The sequence below is a fragment of the Pseudoxanthomonas suwonensis genome, assembly GCF_000972865.1.
Lineage (GTDB): Bacteria > Pseudomonadota > Gammaproteobacteria > Xanthomonadales > Xanthomonadaceae > Pseudoxanthomonas > Pseudoxanthomonas suwonensis_B.
Genome location: NZ_CP011144.1, coordinates 3,079,460 through 3,097,352, shown reverse-complemented (window position 1 = coordinate 3,097,352; position 17,893 = coordinate 3,079,460). Strand labels below are relative to the sequence as shown.

Annotated in this window: 14 protein-coding genes; 8 read left to right on the top strand and 6 right to left on the bottom strand. The window is 69.3% G+C overall.

Features of this window, described 5'->3' with window-relative positions; all coding sequences use genetic code 11:
- Positions 1-180: 180 nt before the first annotated feature.
- Complete coding sequence (gene asnB / locus WQ53_RS12775; protein ID WP_052632962.1) at positions 181-1,890, bottom strand: asparagine synthase B; 1,710 nt, start codon at positions 1,888-1,890, stop codon at positions 181-183.
- 364 nt (positions 1,891-2,254) lie between these two features.
- Here asnB and WQ53_RS12770 point away from each other — a divergent pair, with 364 nt between their 5' ends.
- On the top strand, positions 2,255-3,928 hold the full coding sequence (locus WQ53_RS12770) for an ABC1 kinase family protein (protein WP_082113022.1): 1,674 nt from the start codon (positions 2,255-2,257) through the stop codon (positions 3,926-3,928).
- Positions 3,929-4,040: 112 nt separating this feature from the next.
- On the opposite strand, the gene dapE is transcribed toward WQ53_RS12770, so the two are convergent.
- The 5 genes from dapE to map all read right to left on the bottom strand — a co-directional run bounded on the left by dapE (position 4,041) and on the right by map (position 10,393).
- Complete coding sequence (dapE, locus tag WQ53_RS12765; RefSeq protein ID WP_052632958.1) at positions 4,041-5,171, bottom strand: succinyl-diaminopimelate desuccinylase; 1,131 nt, start codon at positions 5,169-5,171, stop codon at positions 4,041-4,043.
- Positions 5,172-5,377: 206 nt separating this feature from the next.
- A complete protein-coding gene (locus tag WQ53_RS12760; RefSeq protein ID WP_052632956.1) occupies positions 5,378-5,728 on the bottom strand; it encodes an arsenate reductase in 351 nt (116 codons plus the stop codon).
- A 302-nt stretch (positions 5,729-6,030) separates the two neighbouring features.
- Positions 6,031-6,930 carry a 2,3,4,5-tetrahydropyridine-2,6-dicarboxylate N-succinyltransferase gene (gene dapD / locus WQ53_RS12755; RefSeq protein WP_052632954.1) on the bottom strand — a complete coding sequence of 300 codons (900 nt, stop codon included), beginning with the start codon at positions 6,928-6,930 and terminating at the stop codon, positions 6,031-6,033.
- Entirely contained in the window at positions 6,930-9,584 is a 2,655-nt protein-coding gene (gene glnD, locus WQ53_RS12750; protein WP_052632952.1) for a [protein-PII] uridylyltransferase, read from the bottom strand. The genes dapD and glnD overlap by 1 nt, the downstream gene beginning before the upstream one ends.
- A gap of 8 nt (positions 9,585-9,592) precedes the next feature.
- Entirely contained in the window at positions 9,593-10,393 is an 801-nt protein-coding gene (map, locus tag WQ53_RS12745) for a type I methionyl aminopeptidase (protein WP_052632950.1), read from the bottom strand.
- Positions 10,394-10,742: 349 nt separating this feature from the next.
- Between map and WQ53_RS12740 the strand changes: the two genes are divergently transcribed.
- The 7 genes from WQ53_RS12740 to rpsB all read left to right on the top strand — a co-directional run bounded on the left by WQ53_RS12740 (position 10,743) and on the right by rpsB (position 17,812).
- Complete coding sequence (locus tag WQ53_RS12740; protein WP_052632948.1) at positions 10,743-11,252, top strand: Csu type fimbrial protein; 510 nt, start codon at positions 10,743-10,745, stop codon at positions 11,250-11,252.
- 29 nt (positions 11,253-11,281) lie between these two features.
- Entirely contained in the window at positions 11,282-12,094 is an 813-nt protein-coding gene (locus WQ53_RS12735; RefSeq protein WP_158497844.1) for a fimbrial biogenesis chaperone, read from the top strand.
- Positions 12,045-14,492 (top strand): fimbria/pilus outer membrane usher protein, encoded by a 2,448-nt coding sequence (locus tag WQ53_RS12730; RefSeq protein ID WP_082113021.1) that lies wholly within the window; start codon positions 12,045-12,047, stop codon positions 14,490-14,492. Before WQ53_RS12735 ends, WQ53_RS12730 begins: the two co-directional genes overlap by 50 nt.
- Positions 14,489-15,475 (top strand): Csu type fimbrial protein, encoded by a 987-nt coding sequence (locus WQ53_RS12725; protein WP_052632943.1) that lies wholly within the window; start codon positions 14,489-14,491, stop codon positions 15,473-15,475. The genes WQ53_RS12730 and WQ53_RS12725 overlap by 4 nt, the downstream gene beginning before the upstream one ends.
- Positions 15,476-15,646: 171 nt before the next feature.
- Complete coding sequence (locus WQ53_RS12720; RefSeq protein WP_052632941.1) at positions 15,647-15,949, top strand: hypothetical protein; 303 nt, start codon at positions 15,647-15,649, stop codon at positions 15,947-15,949.
- Positions 15,949-16,683 (top strand): fimbrial biogenesis chaperone, encoded by a 735-nt coding sequence (locus WQ53_RS12715; RefSeq protein ID WP_052632939.1) that lies wholly within the window; start codon positions 15,949-15,951, stop codon positions 16,681-16,683. The genes WQ53_RS12720 and WQ53_RS12715 overlap by 1 nt, the downstream gene beginning before the upstream one ends.
- 304 nt (positions 16,684-16,987) lie before the next feature.
- Positions 16,988-17,812, top strand: a complete 825-nt coding sequence (gene rpsB, locus WQ53_RS12710) for a 30S ribosomal protein S2 (protein WP_052632938.1) — start codon at positions 16,988-16,990, stop codon at positions 17,810-17,812.
- Positions 17,813-17,893: the final 81 nt, after the last annotated feature.

The window sequence follows — 17,893 nt, the reverse complement described above, 5'->3', positions numbered from 1 at the left end:
GAACCCGGAGGGCGCCGCCTGTGCCGCCGGCGTCGTGTCGCCGGCTGAAGCCAGCTCCTACAACAGCAGCGGCGCGGCTGTCCTTACTGTAGGAGCTGGCTTCAGTCGGCGACACGGGCGTCGGGATCATGAGGGCGTCGCCTGTGCCAATAGCGTCGCGTCGCCGGCTGAATCCGGCTCCTACAAAGCGTGCGCGGACTCGTGCACGCCTGCGACGGCGCGCCCGGACGGATCGGCCATCGTCGCGAAACTCGCGTCCCAGGCGATCGCCGCCGGCGAGGAGCAGGCGATCGACTTGCCACCCGGCACGGTCTCGGCCGCAGCCGGAGTCGGATAGAAGCGCTCGAAGATCGACCGGTAGAAGTACGCCTCCTTGGTCTGCGGCGGGTTCACCGGAAAACGCTTGTCGGCCGCGGCCAGCTCGCGGTCGCTCACCTGCGCCTCGGCCTGCGCCTTGAGCCCGTCGATCCAGCCGTAGCCGACGCCGTCGCTGAACTGCTCCTTCTGCCGCCACAGGATCTGCTGGGGCAGGTAGCCGTCGAAGGCCTGGCGCAGCACGCCCTTCTCCATCCGCTGCGGGCCGTCGCCGCCCTTGCGCACCATCTTGTGGCTGGCATCCATGCGCATGGCCACGTCGAGGAACTCGCGGTCCAGGAACGGCACCCGCGGCTCCACGCCCCAGGCCATCATCGACTTGTTGGCGCGCAGGCAGTCGTAGTTGTTGAGCGCGTCGAGCTTGCGGATCAGCTCCTCGTGGAACTCGCGCGCGTTCGGCGCCTTGTGGAAGTACAGGTAGCCGCCGAACACCTCGTCGCTGCCCTCGCCCGACAGCACCATCTTCACCCCCATCGCCTTGATCCGCCGCGCCAGCAGGAACATCGGCGTGGAGGCGCGGATGGTGGTGACGTCGTAGGTCTCGATGTGGCGGATCACCTCCGGCAGCGCGTCCAGGCCCTCCTCGAAGGTGTATTCGAAGCCGTGGTGCACGGTGCCCAGCGCCTCGGCGGCGACCTTGGCCGCGGCCAGGTCGGGGGAGCCCTTCAGGCCGATGGCGAAGGAATGCAGCCGCGGCCACCAGGCCTCGGTCCTGTCGCCGTCCTCGATGCGGTGGCGGGCGTAGCGCGCCGCGACCGCGGCCACCAGGGAGGAATCCAGGCCGCCGGACAGCAGCACGCCGTAGGGCACGTCGGTCATCAGCTGGCGGTGTACGGCCGCCTCGAAGGCCTCGCGCAGCTCCTGCGCAGATACGTCCACGCCTTCCACCGCGGCGTAGTCGCGCCAGGGACGCTCGTAGTACCTGGTCAGCGTGCCGGTGGCCGTGTCGTACCAGTGGCCGGGCGGGAACTGGGCCACGTCGGCGCACTCGTCCACCAGCGACTTCATCTCCGAGGCTACGCGCAGGCGGCCCTCGCGGTCATGGCCCCAGTACAGCGGGCAGACCCCGATCGGATCGCGGGCGATGATCGCCCGGCCCTGCGCCTTGTCCCACAGGGCGAAGGCGAATATGCCGTTGAGCCGGTTGAGGAACGAGGCCGGTTCATCGCCGAGCCCGTCTCCTTCGAGGTACAGCGCATTGATCACCTCGCAGTCCGAGGCGGTCTGGAACGCGTAGGGCTGCGCGAGCTCGCCCTTGAGCGCCCGGTGGTTGTAGATCTCGCCGTTGACCGCCAGCGCCAGCCGCCCGTCCTCCGACAGCAGCGGCTGCGAGCCGCCGGCCGGATCGACGATGGCCAGGCGCTCGTGCACCAGGATCGCCCCGTCGTCCAGGTACACCCCGCTCCAGTCCGGGCCGCGGTGGCGCTGCCGCTGCGACAGGTCCAGCGACTGCCGGCGCAGCGCCTGCAGGTCGTCGCCCGGTTGCAGCCCGAAGATGCCGAAGATCGAACACATGCGAAGACTCCTGGGTGTGGGTGGTGATACGTATCCGTGCATCGATCGCGGCCACGCGGCGCCTGCTCCGGGCACAAAAAAACCCGCATCGGCCGATGCGGGTTTCGTGGTGACCGGGCTGTCGCTGCTCTAGCCCCGCTCACGCTCCCGCATCGGCCGCGCACGGTTATTGACCGCATTGTTGTTGCGGTTGCGATTGACCGGATTGGCGCGGCGGGTGGAGAGCATGGGCCGACACTAACCCGGCCCGCGGCGGCCCCGCAACCGTTGCAGGGGCAACTGACAAGGCGCTCACATCCGCCGTCCAATACTCCCGACGACTGCATGCCGCCCACCGGGCGGGGACCTGTACAGGGAAAGCGCCGTGCCCGATACCACCCACCGCCTCGCCCGCACCGCCCAGGTCGTCGCCCGCCTGGCCCGGCACCGGCGGGTGCTGACCGGCCTGGACTGGAGCCACGCACCGCCGGTCGAGCCGACCATCGCCGACGCGTCGGGCATCGCCGAGGCGCAGGCCTTCGCCGCCGACCTGGAATCGCTGGGCCCGGCCTTCATCAAGCTCGGCCAGTCGCTGTCCACCCGCCCGGACCTGGTGCCGCCGGCCTACATCGACGCACTGGACCGGATCCAGGACGAGGTCGCGCCGGTGGACACCGCGGTGGTCGAGAAGATCGTCGAGGACGAGCTGGGCGCCAAGCTCAACCGGCTGTTCCTGTCCTTCGACCCGGTGCCGCTGGCCGCCGCCTCGCTGGCGCAGGTGCACCGCGCCACCCTGCGCGACGGCCGCGAGGTCGCGGTGAAGGTGCAGCGCCCGGGCATGGACGCGGCCATCCGCCTGGACCTGGAGGTGCTGTCAGGGTTGGCCGGCACCGCCGACGCGCTGACCGAGACTGGCCGGCGCATGCACTTCGCCGGCTGGATCGCCGAGTTCCGCAAGATCCTGCTGCTGGAGCTGGACTACCGGCGCGAGGCAGAGAACCTGGATCGCTTCCGCGAGCACCTGGCCGCCTACCCGAACCTGTACGTGCCGGCGCCGCTCTGGGGCCTGTGCACCTCGCGCGTGCTGACCATGGAACTGGTCCATGGCGTCAAGGTCACCACCATCTCCGGCCTGCGCCGCACCGAGCTGGACCTGGCCACGCCGGCGGCCGAACTGATGCATGCCTACCTGGACCAGGTGTTCGTGAACGGCGACATCCATGCCGACCCGCACCCGGGCAACGTGCTGCTGTGCGAGGACGGGCGCCTGGCGCTGATCGACCTGGGCATGGTCGCGCAGGTGCCGCCGCGCATGCGCGAGCGCCTGCTCAAGCTGCTGTTCGCGGCGGTGGACGCGCGCGGCGAGGACGTGGCGCGCGAGCTGGTCGCGATCGGCACGCGGCTGGAGCAGTTCGACGATGTCGCCTTCAACCGCGACACCGGCCAGCTGGTCGCGCGCTACGCCACCGGCGGCAAGCGCACCTCCGAGGGCCGGCTGCTGCTGGAGCTGGTCGGCTGCGCCGCCGAGCACGGCCTGCGCGTGCCGGCCGAGATCAGCCTGCTGGGCAAAACCCTGCTCAATCTGGAACGGGTCGCCGACGCGCTGAACCCGCAGATGGACGTGCGCACGCTGGTCGAGTCGCACCTGCAGTCGATCATGCGTGCGCAACTGCGCCGCTCCTTCACCAGCGCCAACCTGGCCAGCGAGGCGCTCGAGGTGCAGGGCCTGCTGCGCGACGCACCGCGCAAGATCTCCGACGTGCTGTCGCTGCTGGCCGAGAACCGGCTGCAGGTACGCCTCGAGGGCCTGGAGCACTCGCGGCTGATGGAGAACATGCAGAAGATCGCCAACCGCATCGCCGCCGCGGTGGTCACCGCCGCGCTGCTGATCTCGTCGGCGATGCTGATGCGGGTGGAGACCAAGGCGCAGCTGTTCGGCTATCCGGCGCTGGCGGTGGTGCTGTTCCTGATCGCGGCGGTACTGGGACTGACGATCGCCCTCAGCGCCCTGCTGCGCGACCGCAAGGCCAGGCCGAACGAGCAGCACGGGCCGCACTAGGCGCCTCGCCCAACCTGCTGTTGTAGGAGCCGGGTTCAGCCGGCGACACGACGCCGTCGGCACAGGCGACGCCCTCGCGATTCCGACGCCCGTGTCGCCGTCATGCCGGCTCCTACAACAACAGCAGGCGTTCGACCAGGCGGCCGTAGAGGGCGGGCAGCGCCTCCAGATCGGCGACTGATACGTGCTCGTCGACCTGGTGGATGCTGGCGTTGACCGGGCCGATCTCGATGCACTGCGCACCCAGCGGCGCGATGAAGCGGGCGTCGGAGGTTCCGCCGCCGGTGCTCTCCTCCGGCGGCTCGCCGGCAAACTGGCCCAGCACTTCGCGCGCGACCGCGCGCAGCCGGCCCTCGGGCGTGTAGAACGGCTCGCCGCTGCGGTGCCAGCGCAGTTCGTACTCCAGGCCGTGCCGGTCCAGCAGCGCGGCGATCTCCGCCTCCAGTGCCGGCGCATTCCAGTGCGGGTTGTAGCGCAGGTTGAACAGCACCTGCAGTTCGCCGGGGATGACGTTGTTGGCGCCGGTGCCGGCGTGGATATTGCTGATCTGCAGCGAGGTCGGCGGGAAGCTCTCATAGCCTCCATCCCAGACCTGCCCGACGAGTTCGGCCAGCGCCGGCGCGGCCTGGTGGATCGGGTTGCGCGCCTTGTGCGGATAGGCGACGTGGCCCTGCACACCCTTCACCGTCAGCGTGCCCGACAGGCTGCCACGGCGGCCCACGCGCAGCAGGTCGCCGAGCCTGGCGGTCGAGGACGGTTCGCCGGTAATGCACCAGTCGATGCGCTGGCCGCGCTCGCGGAACAGGTCGGCGACCCGTCGCACGCCGTCGATGGCGTCGCCTTCCTCGTCCGAGGTGAGCAGGATGGCCAGCGTGCCGGGATGCTCCGGATGCGCCGCCACGAACCGCTCGGCGGCGACCGCGAACGCGGCCACGCTGCCCTTCATGTCCGCCGCGCCACGGCCGTACAGCACGCCGTTGCGGATTTCCGGCGCGAACGGATCGCTGCTCCAGGCTTCGCGCGGGCCGGGCGGCACCACGTCGGTATGGCCGAGCAGGACCAGCACCGGCGCGCCGCTGCCGTGCGTGGCCCAGAGGTTGTCGACCTCGCCGAAGCGCAAGTGCTCGCAGGCGAAGCCGGCGCGCTGCAGGCGCGCGGCGAGCAGCGCCTGGCAGCCGGCGTCGTCGGGGGTGACGGAAGGACGCGCGATCAATTCGCGCGCCAGTTCAAGCACATCGCTCATCGGCGCTCGCCGGGTGGAAGGGCTGCGGCATTGTAGGCGAGGCCGGCCCGGCCGGCTCTTGCGGGAGCACCAGCCGCCGCAGCTTCTTGTAGGAGCCGGCATGACGGCGATACGGGCGTCGGGATGACGAGGGCGTCGCCTGTGCCGACGGTGTCGGGTCGCCGATGAATCGGCTCCTACAACAGTGGGAAACGGTAGCGGGATGGTTATCCGAACAACTTCTTGAAACCGTTGTCGGAGAAACCCTGGCTGAAGGCGCCATCGTCCTTGACCACCACCGGCCGCCGGACCAGCTGCGGATGCTCGCGCAGCAGCAGCTTCCATTCGGCCTCGCTGCCGGGCGACTTGCGGTTGTCCGGCAGCTGCCGCCAGGTGGTGGAGGACTTGTTGACCAGCGCGTCGAAGCCGCCGGCCCTGCCCGCCCATTCCACCAGCGTCTCCGGCGAGGGCTTGCTGTCGCGGTAGTCGACGAAGGTGTACGCCACGCCGAAGCGGTCCAGCCACTTGGTGGCCTTCTTGCAGGTGTCGCAGTTCTTCAGGCCGTAGATCGTGGTCATCGGGATTCCGGATTCTTGCTGTCAAAAGCCCCTCTCCCTCTGGGGCGAAGGGGACCGTTTGCGAACCGCAGGTTCGCGGTCCACTGAGCGCCCTCGCGTCCACGCGAGGGCCGGGGCGCGGAGCGGGGGTTGGGGTGAGGGTCGGGCGCCTGCGAACCGGAACCGGTGCTGGGAAACCGTACCCTCATCCGCCCCTTCGGGGCACCTTCTCCCGGAGGGAGAAGAAAAATGCCGGTCCGCCTTTCGGGCAATCCAAGGTATGTAAGGACAGGTTTTATCTTGGAGGGATAAGAAAAGAGCGATCAGCCGCGCAGCAGTTCGTTGATGCTGGTCTTGGCCCGCGTCTTGGCGTCGACCTGCTTGACGATCACCGCGCAGTACAGCGAGTGGCTGCCGTCGGCGGCCGGCAGCGAACCAGACACCACCACGCTGCCCGGCGGCACGTAGCCGTAGGAGATCTCGCCGGTGGCGCGGTTGTAGATGCGGGTCGACTGGCCGATGAACACGCCCATGCCGATCACGCTGTGGTGGCCGACCACCACGCCCTCGACCACTTCCGAGCGCGCGCCGATGAAGCAGTGGTCCTCGACGATGGTCGGGCTGGCCTGCAGCGGCTCGAGCACGCCGCCGATGCCGGCGCCGCCGGAGATGTGGCAGTGCTTGCCGACCTGGGCACAGGAGCCGACCGTGGCCCAGGTGTCGACCATGGTGCCCTCGCCCACGTGCGCGCCAATGTTGATGAAGCTGGGCATCAGCACCACGTCCTTGCCCAGGTGCGCGCCACGCCGGGCGATGGTGCCCGGCACCACGCGCACGCCGAGCTTGCGGAACTCGGCCTCGCCGTAGTTGCCGAAGCGCGCCGGCACCTTGTCCCAGAACGGCGCGGGCTGGCCTTCCATCACCACCATGTCATTGACCCGGAAGTACAGCAGCACCGCCTTCTTCAGCCATTCGTTGACCTGCCAGCCGCCCTTGCCGTCCGGCTCGGCGACGCGGAACTCGCTCGACTCCAGGCCGCCGATCACCCGCTCCACCAGCGGCCGGGTCGAACCGTCGATCTCGTCCAGGGTCAGCGCCGCGCGGCGCGCGAACGCGCTCTCGATGGAGAACTTCAGTTCTTCCAGGCCCGGGCCGGCGGGCACGGCGGGGCGCTTGCGCGCGGTCTTGCGGGCGGGGGACTTCTTCGGCGTCTGCGCGGCCATCAGCGGGGGGCTCCGGTCGTTGGGCTGTCGGGGTCCAGCCGCGCGCGCAGCTCGGCGCGCAGGGCATCCTGCGCGGCAGCGTCCAGCGGCTGGTCGTGTTCGTCGGTGATCTGGAACAGGTCCTCCACGCGCTCGCCGAAGGTGGCGATGCGCGCGTCGTGCACGCGCAGCCGGCGGGCGCGCAGTGCCTGGGCGACGTCGGCGAGCAGCCCGGGGCGATCCGGGCAGACCAGGCCGAACAGGCTGCGGCGGCCGTCGGTAGTGGTGCTGAACTCCACCTTCGGCGCGAAGCGGAAGTGGCGCAGCTGCCGCGGCGCGGCCCGGCGCGGCGCGCGCACGTTCTCCAGCGCGCCGGACAGGGCCTGACGCAGCGCCCGTTCCAGCTGCAGCGGATCGCCGCTGGCGAAGCTGTCGGCCGGCAACACCTCGAAGGTGTCGAACACGGTGCCGTGCGGGCCCATCAGGATCCGCGCCTGGTGCACGCCGTAGCCGTGGCGGTCGAGGGTGGCGACGATCGCGGCGAACAGGCCGTCGCGGTCGGGCGAATGCACGAACACCTCCAGCGCCCCACCCTGTGCGCCGGCCTGGCCACCGACGGGACGCACCGCCACCTGGGTATCGCCCATCCGCACATCGACCAGCGCGGCGGCCTGCCAGGCCAGCTGCTCGGGGCGGAAACGCAGGAAGCTCTCGTCGGGCATCTCGGCGAACTGGCGGCCAATGGTGCCGTCGTCGTAGCCCTGATCGCACATCAGTTCGCGGGTGGCCTCGCGCGCCTCGACCGCGCGCGCCTCGGCGGCCACCGGCATCTCCAGGCCCTCGCGCAGCGCCCGGCGGGTGGCCAGGTACAGGTCGGCCAGCAGCCGGTCCTTCCACGCGTTCCACAGCTTGGGGCTGGTGCCGGCGATGTCGGCGCAGGTCAGCAGGTACAGGTAGTCCAGCCGCTCGCGGTCGCCGACCAGGGTGGCGAAGGCACGGACCACGTCCGGATCGGAGATGTCCTGCTTCTGCGAGGTCATCGACATGCGCAGGTGCTGCTCGACCAGCCACACCACCAGGCCGGTGTCGGCCTCGCTGAGCCCGTGCGCGGCGCAGAACTCGCGCGCGTCGACCGCACCCAGTTCGGAGTGGTCGCCGCCGCGACCCTTGGCGATGTCGTGGAACAGGCCGGCCAGCAGCAGCAGTTCGGGCTTGCGCAGCCGCGGCCAGACCTCGTGCGCGATCGAGAAGCGCTCGTCCGCCATGCCACTGGCGAAACCGGCGATGTTCTTCAGCACCATCAGCGTGTGCTGGTCGACGGTGTAGACGTGGAACAGGTCGAACTGCATGCGCCCGGAGACCTGCGCAAACGCCGGCAGGTACTGGCCGAGCACGCCCAGCCGCGCCATCCGGGTCAGTGTCTCCACCGGTCGCGGCCCGCGCAGCAGGGCCATGAAGCGCGCGCGCGCGGCCGGGCCGGCCTCGTCGTAGGCCGGCAGCCGCTTCAGCGACTCGGCCAGTGCGCGCGCGGTCTGCGAGTGCAGGCCGCGCACTTCCGGGTGCGCGGCCCAGGTCGAGAACAGCGCCAGCACCTCGCGCAGGTCCGCTTCCGGCCAGTACGACGCGGCGGCGGCCAGGTAGCCGCGGCGCAGCACGAAGTCCGGGTTCAGCGACTCCGGCACGGCCTCGCCGTCGAAGGTCTCCTCGAAGCGCTGCAGCAGCCGGTCGCTGATCCGGCGCACGATCGCCGCGCTGCGGTAGAAGCCCTGCATCATCTTCTCGACGCCGAGGCTGTGCTCGTCGTCCTGGTAGCCCAGGCGCTCGGCCAGCGCCTTCTGGTAGTCGAAGCGCAGGCGCTCCTCCGGCCGCCCGGCGACCAGGTGCAGGCCGAAGCGCAGCCGCCCCAGTGAACGCCGCTCGCGCACCAGCGCCGCGGCCTCGTCCGGGCCGAGCTGGCCCAGGCTGACCAGCGCCTCCAGGTCGCGCACGCCGAACGCGCGCTGCGCCATCCAGCCCAGCGTGTGCAGGTCGCGCAGGCCGCCCGGGCCGTCCTTGATGTTCGGCTCGAGGTTGTCGGAGGTGTCACCGTAGCGGCGGTGGCGGGCCTGCAGCTCTTCGCGCTTGGCCAGGAAGAACTCGCGCGGCGGCCAGATCCGCTGCGGCGCGATCGCCTCGGCCAGCGCCGCCATGGCCTCCGGCCCGGCCGCCACCGGGCGCGCCTCGAGCAGCGCGGTCATCACCGTCTGGTCGGCGGCCGCGGCGGTGCATTCGGCAGCCGAGCGCACCGCGTGGCCGACCGGCAGGCCGGTGTCCCACAGCAGCGCGAAGAAGCGCGACAGCGCCGCCTGGTGCGCCTGCTGCGCCTCCGGTTCGGCCAGCACCAGCAGGTCGATGTCCGAGCGCGGGAACAGCTCGCCGCGGCCGTAGCCGCCGACCGCGATCAGCGACAGCGCCGCGTCGTCGGGCACGCAGTGGTGCCAGGCGCGCCGCAGCAGGTCGTCGACCAGCCGCGCGCGCAGCGCCAGCAGGCGGTCGATGTCGACCTCGCGGTCGTAGCGCTTGAGCAGGCGCGCGTCGCCGTGGTTGAGCAGTTCGCGGGCGCGGGCCGCCCAGCCGGCGTCGCCCGCCGGCGCCTGCCCGCCCGGGGCGTCGGCGGCCAACGGACCGGCGCCCATGCCTGCGCTCACGCCGGCGGCATCTGGCCAGCGGCCAGCAAGGACACGTCGCCGGGGGCCAGCGTCAGCACGTCCACGCCGTCCTCGGTCACCGCGACCATGTGTTCCCACTGCGCGGAGAGCTTGCGGTCCTTGGTCACCACGGTCCAGCCGTCGGGCAGGACCTTGGTGTAGCGGGTGCCCTCGTTGATCATCGGCTCGATGGTGAAGGTCATCCCCGGCCGCAGCAGCATGCCCTCGCCAGGGCGGCCGTAGTGCAGCACCTGAGGTTCGTCGTGGTAGACCTTGCCGATGCCGTGGCCGCAGTACTCACGCACCACGGTGAAACGCTCGGCTTCGGCGTAGCTCTGGATCGCGTGGCCGATGTCGCCGAGGGTCGCGCCTGGCTTCACGGCGCGGATGCCGCGCCACATCGCCTCGAAGGTGGTCTCGACCAGCCGCCTGGCCATCACCGACGGGGTGCCGACGTAGTACATGCGGCTGGTGTCGCCGTGCCAGCCGTCCTTGATGACGGTGACGTCGATGTTGAGGATGTCGCCGTCCTTGAGGACCTTGCCAGGGCTGGGGATGCCGTGGCAGATCACGTTGTTGACCGAGGTGCAGGTCGTCTTCGGGTAGCCCCGGTAGCCGACGTTGGCCGGGATCGCGCCCTGCACGTTGACGATGTGGTCGTGGCAGATCCGGTCCAGTTCCTCGGTGGTCACGCCCGGCTTCACGTGCGCGCCGACCATTTCCAGCACTTCGGCGGCCAGGCGGCCGGCGATGCGCATCTTCTCGATTTCCTCGGGGGTCTTCAGGTGCAGGGTCATGCCGGGATTATCGCCGATCCGGCGGGCTTCCTGAACGCGGGTGCCAGCGAACCCGCCAGACCCGGGAAATTGACGCTAATCAAGGCCCGGCCATCTGCCGCCTGCCAGAGTTGACCCAAGTCCCTGAACAATTAACGCCAGAAGACTGACGCGGCAGGTCACTTTTTGCTGAATAGGCCGCTCCACATGTGAGGATTGTGTCACCATATCCCTATTCAGGAATGTGGCGAAGACGTCAATTCCTGCTTCCAGGGACCGGGAGACTTGGCGTCAGAGAGTTGGCACGCTTCCTGCTCTGACCTTTGGCAAGCAACACAACCACCCAAAAAACAAAATCCCGGAGTCCCCGATGAACCTGTTCAAGAGCACCCTGATCGCCTCTGCCCTGGTTGCCGCCGGTATCGCCGGCAATGCCAGTGCCGCTACCGCCACTGGTAACTTCCAGGTGCGGATCAACATCACCGAGTCCTGCGCGTTCAGCACCACCGGCGCATCGGACGTCAACTTCGGCGACAAGGCCCGCTCCTCGTCCGGCAACGCCGACAATACCGGCACCCTGGTGGTCAACTGCACCCAGGGCACCCCGTTCAACATCGGTCTGAACGCGGGCACCTATACCGGCGCCACCGTCGCCACTCGCCGCATGAGTAACGGCGCCAACAGCATCCCGTACAGCCTGTACCGCGACAGCAACCGGACCCTGAACTGGGGCAACACCGTCTCCACCGACACCCACGCCGGCACCGGCACTGGTGCCAACCAAAGCATCTCCGTGTATGGCCGCGTGGCAGGCGGTGCGGCGGTGAACGTGCCGGCAGGCGTGTATACCGATACCATCCAGGCGACGATCACGTACTGATCGACTTGGTGAGGTCGGGAATGGCCCCGATGACACGACAGGACACGGCGCGCGCTCGGATGGGCCGCGCCCGGCACATCGCACGCTGGCTGTTCGTGGCTGCGATGGCGATGGCAGCAACTGTCGCGCAGGCGGCCGACCTGCAGGTGAATCCGATCATGATCGAATTCACCGCCGGCGAGCAGTCGCAGGCCATCTGGCTGACCAATACCGGCACCAAGCCGCTCAAGGCGCAGGTCCGGGTATCCAGCTGGACCCAGGTGGACGGCAGAGATCAGCTGACGCCGACCCGTGACCTAGTGGCCAGCCCGGCGATTCTAGAAGTCGCCGCCGGCGAGCAGCAGCTAGTGCGCCTGATCCGGCCTCGTTCCGATCCGTCGCAGTCCGAGGCCGCCTATCGTCTCACCATCGACGAGTTGCCTGCCGATGCGTCTGCGCCACGCGATCCAGGCCTGCAGTTCCTGCTGCAGTATTCGGTGCCGGTTTTCTTGCTCGCCGAGGGAACCGAGCCGCTAAGCCCCTCGCGTCGGACTGCGACCACCGCAGTCGGCAATTCTGACGGACTGGCCGTGCACCTCGAAGTTGCAGGTGATGCCAGTGTGCTGAGCATCGCCAATGCAGGACGGCAGCGGGTCAGGCTGAGCAATCTGGCTTGGGTGGACTCAGCCGGCAAGCGCATCGAGTTGGTACCCGGTCTATTTGGTTATGTGCTGGCGGGCCAGCGGATGCAGTGGACGATTCCGCTATCGCCGCAATTGCGTGCCAACGGAGGCAGCCTGAAGGTCAGGTTCAATGACGATCCGAACGATCAGACATTGCCGCTGGAAGATCCTCACGGCTAGCATCGCGGTGGCTTGCGCGCCCGGCGCGCTGTCAGCCACCCCCACTCCCGAGCCATCGCCCGCCGGCTTCGCCACCCCGGGCACGCTGAATCTGATAGCAACCAGCGAACCCGATGCTGACGCAGCCAGCGGTTTGCAGGAGCTGTACCTCGAAGTCTCCCTCAACGAGTTCGCCACCGGACGCCTGGCGCGTTTCGTCGTAATCGACGGACGCCTGCATGCCAGCATATCTACACTGCGTGAGCTCGGTCTGCAATGGCCCGGAAGCCAGGACGCCGATGGTCTCGTCGCGCTCGACACAATCCCGGGACTGCAGGCGCGCTACGACGCCGGCAACCAGCAACTAGCCCTCACCGCGCCACTCGAGAGGCTGTCCGGTGAACGCGAACATTTCAGCGAAACGGAACAGCCGATGCCGCGCATCGACCCGTCTACGCGCGCGCCCGGCCTGCTTCTCAACTACGACCTCTATGCGCAGGGCGACAGCGACTACCGTTCCCTCAGCGGTTGGACCGAGCTGCGCCTGTTCGGCGTGGGACCCGGCGTCTGGAGCAACAGCACCGTCAGCCGGCTCGACAGCCTTCCGGGTCTGGAAGACCGGCACGATATGGTCCGCCTGGACACCTCCTGGCAGCTCGACCTGCAAGACAGCATGGTTTCGGTGGTTGCAGGCGATACCTACAGCGGATCGCTCGGCTGGACCCGGACCACGCGCATCGGCGGCGTGCGCGCTTCGACCAACTTCGCCCTTCAACCCTATCGCGTGACCACGCCGCTGGCCTCCTTTGCCGGCGATGCGGTGCTCCCTTCGACCGTCGACCTGTTCATCAACGGCATCCGCCAGTCGAGCCAGCAGGTCCGGCCTGGCCAGTTCCAAATCGACAGCATCCCCACGGTCAACGGCGTCGGCCAGGCGCAGATGGTGATCACCGACATAAACGGTCAGAGCCGCGTGGTGAACTTCTCGCTGTACAACACTGCCCAGCTACTTCAGCAGGGGCTGACCGACTGGTCGGTGGAGGCTGGCAGGGTGCGCCGCGAGTACGGCCTACGCTCCTTCTCCTATGCCGGCGACACCATGGGCAGCGCCTCCGTCCGGCACGGCCTCAGCAACCGAACCACGCTGGAAGTCCATGCCGAAGCCACGTCCGGCCTGCAGATGGCCGGCGCGGGCGGCACGTGGCTGCTGGGGGATCGCGGCGGCGTCCTGGATGCATCCGTGGCCGGAAGCAACTATGCCGGCGAATCCGGCCACCAGTACGGCCTGGGCTACCAGTGGAACTCGTCACGGTTCAACTTGGGCCTGGCCACGCTGCGTCGCACCGAGGATTTCGCCGACGTCGCCAGCCTCGAGGAAGCGGCGCTGCCACGACGCATGGACAGCGCGTTCGTAGGCATCAACTGGGGGGTAGCGCAGGTCGGCGCCAGCTATGTGCGGCAGGATATCTTCGCCCAGCCCTCGGCGCGCTTCGCGAGTCTGACCTGGTCGCGACAGCTGCCTCGCAGCGGCTACCTGAGTCTCAGCGTGAGCCGCGACCTCGGGAACCGTGCCGCCGACAGCGCCTTCTTGTACTGGTCGATGCCGCTGGACCGCCGCACGTCTCTGTCCGCCTCGGCCCGCCATAGCCGGACTGCCGACAACCTCAGCGTGGAAGCCAACCGACCGGTGGACAGCGATCTGGGCGGACTGGGCTGGCGCCTGCAGACTACCGTCGGCGGCCGACCGGGCGCGCAGGGCCAGATCGCCGGACTCGGCCGGCATGGCGCGTGGAACGCAGGAGTGCTGTACCAGCGCGGCGAAGGCCCAGTGCCGGACAGCACCACCGGCTTCGCGTCCGCCAATGGCAGCATCCTGCTGATGGAGAAGCATTTGTTCGCCATGCGCCGGGTGGAGGACGCTTTCGCGCTGGTATCCACCGATGGCGTCGCCGACGTCCCGATCCTCCAGGAAAACCGCCTTGTCGGCCACACCAACGAGGATGGGCTGCTGCTGGTCAACCGGCTCAACGCGTGGCAGAGCAACCGGCTGTCGATCGACCCGCTGCAGGCGCCGACCGACGTACGCCTGGTCCGCACCGAGATGCATGCCGTTCCGGCCAGCCGCAGCGGCATGCTGGCGCGGTTCCCGATGCGGGCGGTGCTGTCGATTCAAGCCACCGTGACCGGCCAGGATGGCCAGCCCATCCCCGCCGGCAGCTCCGTCTGGCTGCGTGACGACGATCCGGCGACGACCCCGGCCCTGACCGTGGTCGGCTACGACGGCCTGCTCTACCTGCAGGAACTCCGGCCGGGAACGGGGCTCAAGATCCGCCACAATGGCGGCTACTGCGACGTGGTGCTGCCCGTGCTGGCGAAGCCGAGGGGCTTCGTCGAACTGGAAGGAGTCGTCTGCCGATGAACAGCATTTGCACTGTCACCATCCTTCGCTCCTGGTGGCGCGCGGCCTCCCTCGTCCTTGCGCTGGCCACCGCCTGGCTGCTGCCGGGCGAGGCGATGGCCGCCAACGAATGCAACATCGACGGCTCCAACCCGATCAGCTTCGGAACCGTCGGCGGCGGCGGCGCGACCACCACCGGCTCGATCCGGTTCTACTGCCAGAACGACGGACCGGCGGTGCGCAGCTTCCGCGTCTGCCTGTACATGAACCCGATCCTTCCGACTGGCCTGGATCCGCGGCAGATGATCCAATGGTGGCCACTCGACTACCTGGACTACCATCTCTATGCCGACCCGGCCATGACCCAGGTGATCGGCTCTACGACGAGCGGGCATGCCGTCTACAGCATCGCACTGACCATGACGGCCACTGGCAGGACCTACAGCTCCATGCCGGTGTACGGGCGCATCCCGGCGCAGACAGTGACGGCCGGCAACTACGTGTCCCAGATCACCGACTTCATGCGCAGTACCTCGCAGACCGGAACCACCGCACCCTCGGCCACGCAGTGCGCGACAGCGCCCATCACCGGCCAGAACTACACGGAAGTGAGCGCGACCTTCGCCAACACTTGCTACATCAGCACCGCGACGGACATGGATTTTGGCGCCGTGGTCAGCCTGGCCGGCAACCGCGATCAGACGTCCACCGTCAGCGTCCGCTGCCCCATCGGCACCAATTACCGGATCGCGCTGAACTATGGCGGCCACAGCACCGGCGGCACAGTCCGACGCATGCTCGGCCCCGGCGGCAACTACCTGACCTACCAGCTTTACCGGAACGCGGGACGCACTCAGATATGGGGAAACACTAACTCCAACGATGTGTCCGACACCGGCAACAACGCCATCCAGAGCTTCACTGTCTATGGCCGCGTACCCGCACAGGCTGCGGGCTCCGCCGGCGCTTATGCGGACACGATCACCGTCACCCTGACGTATTGAAGCCCCTGCCTGGCGTGCCGGACGGATGGCCGCTGGACGGCGTCGTTTGCGTGATCCAATCCACAAATCACGCTTTCGCGACACCTCCAGCCCCACGATGGGCTCAACTTTCAGCGGCATCCGCCGAAAGCGTGGCTGACAGCCGACATCCGGATCGGCAAGGAGCCGCCGATGCGCCCGTTCAAAGCCGTGGTCCTGCTCGCCTGTCTGGTGGCGATGGGTACCGTCCAGGCATCTAGCAAGAACACCGTGCTGCGCATCTCCCTGACCATCGTCGACCGCTGCGACATCCGCGACGGCCACGCCAGTCCCAGCGTCGACTGCTCGACCGGGGTGCCCTGGACGGTGGCTTCCCCAGCCGCCGCCGCCGCGGTCGCGCCTTCCCTGGTCGCCGACGGAACCCACGCCAGCCACCTCCCGGTCCCGCGCAGCGGCCCGATCGACGGCGCGCGCGTCACCACCATCGTGTTCTGATGCCGCGCGGCAGGGCCACGGCTTGGCTGTTCGCCCTGGCCGCAGGGCTGGTCGCCACGCCTGCGCATCCGGGCGACCTGCGCCTGGAGCCGGTCTCGGTGATCCTGCGCTCCGGCGAGGAGGCGTCCACCCTGTGGCTGAGCAATACCGGCAAGGTGCCGCTGCAGGCCCAGGTCCGTATCTTCTCCTGGAGCCAGGCCGATGGCGGCGAGGTGCTGGTGCCGACCCGCGAACTGGCGGTCAGCCCGCCCCTGCTGGAAGTACCGCCGATGGGCCGCCAGCGGGTACGGCTGGTCCGCCTCGCGCCGGCCGTGCCGGCGACCGAGACCGCCTACCGCCTGGTCGTCGACGAACTGCCCCCGGCCGGCGAACTGCCCGCCGACGGCACCCTGCTGCGCTATTCGATCCCGGTCTTCGCCCTGCCGACGGCACCGGCCACGGCCGGCCACCGGCTCAGCGCCCGGATCGAGGAGGACACCACCGGCCGGCGCCTGCTGCGCCTGGAGAACAGCGGCGACCGCCACGCCCGCATCGCCGGCCTGACCTTCGTCGGACCGGGCGGCCGCCGGCACGTCCTGGCGCCCAACCTGGCCGGCTACGTCCTGGCCGGCCGCTACAAGCACTGGCCGCTGCCCGAGGCCGCCGCCGGCCCACCCCACGGCCGCTTCGAGGCCGACGTGAACGGCAAGACGGTGGTGCTGGTCCCGGAGGCGGGCCTGCTCACCGGCCGCTGACCGGTTTGCCCGGAGCCACCCGCTCCGGCTATACTCCCGCGGCTTTCTTCCGCCCCAATGCCGATCCGGCCCCGGGGCCGCCCACGCCGGGCGGGAAGCGCCGGCCCGTCCGGCACCGGCGAATACACACCTGACGCCACCCTCCGTGCCGGGGTGCCCGCTTCGCGAAGCGGGTTCGGACACGGAAGCGCCAGGGAGGCCCAACCCCGGAATCGTTGCTGCGAGCCGCCATGGCCGCACGCCCCGCGCACCCGCCGAAACCACGGCCGCCCGGGCACGATTCCACTGCCAGGAGTCACAAGCAATGCCCCAGATCACCATGCGCCAGATGCTGGAAGCCGGCGTCCACTTCGGCCACCAGACCCGCTACTGGAACCCGAAGATGGCCCCGTACATCTTCGGCGCGCGCGGCAAGATCCACATCATCAACCTCGAGAAGACCGTTCCGCTGTTCTCCGACGCGATGAACTTCATCTCGGCCATCGCCCAGAAGCGCGGCACCATCCTGTTCGTCGGCACCAAGCGCAGCGCGCGCGAGGCGATCAAGGAAGAGGCCGAGCGTTGCGGCCAGCCGTACATGACCCAGCGCTGGCTGGGCGGCACCCTGACCAACTTCCGCACCGTCAAGCAGTCGGTGGCGCGCCTGAAGGAGCTGGAAGCCGGCGAGACCGACGGCACCTTCGAGAAGCTGGTCAAGCACGAAGTGCTGGGCCTGCGCCGCGAGCGCGAGAAGCTGCTGGCCTCGCTGGGCGGCATCAAGGACATGAACCGCCTGCCCGACGCCCTGTTCGTGATCGACATCGGCCACGAGGACATCGCGATCAAGGAAGCCAAGAAGCTCGGCATCCCGGTGATCGCGGTGGTCGACACCAACTACGATCCGGCCCTGGTCGACTACGCCATCCCGGGCAACGACGACGCCATCCGCGCCGTGCAGCTGTACGCCCGTGCCGCCGCCGACGCGGTGCTGGAAGGCAAGGCCGCCGCGCCGCACGCCGCCAACGTGAGCGAGAGCGACTTCGCCGAGGCCGAGGGCGAGGCCAAGGCCCCGCGCCGCGCGCCGGCCAAGAAGGGCACTGCCCGCAAGGACAAGGCCGAGGGCGGCGAAGCCGCCGCCGCGGCCGAGTGATCCACCCCGGCGGCCGCCGCAGCGCGGCCGCCACCCCGCCGGACGGCCGCGCTGCGCGCCGTCCGCGGTCCCGGGCCGGAT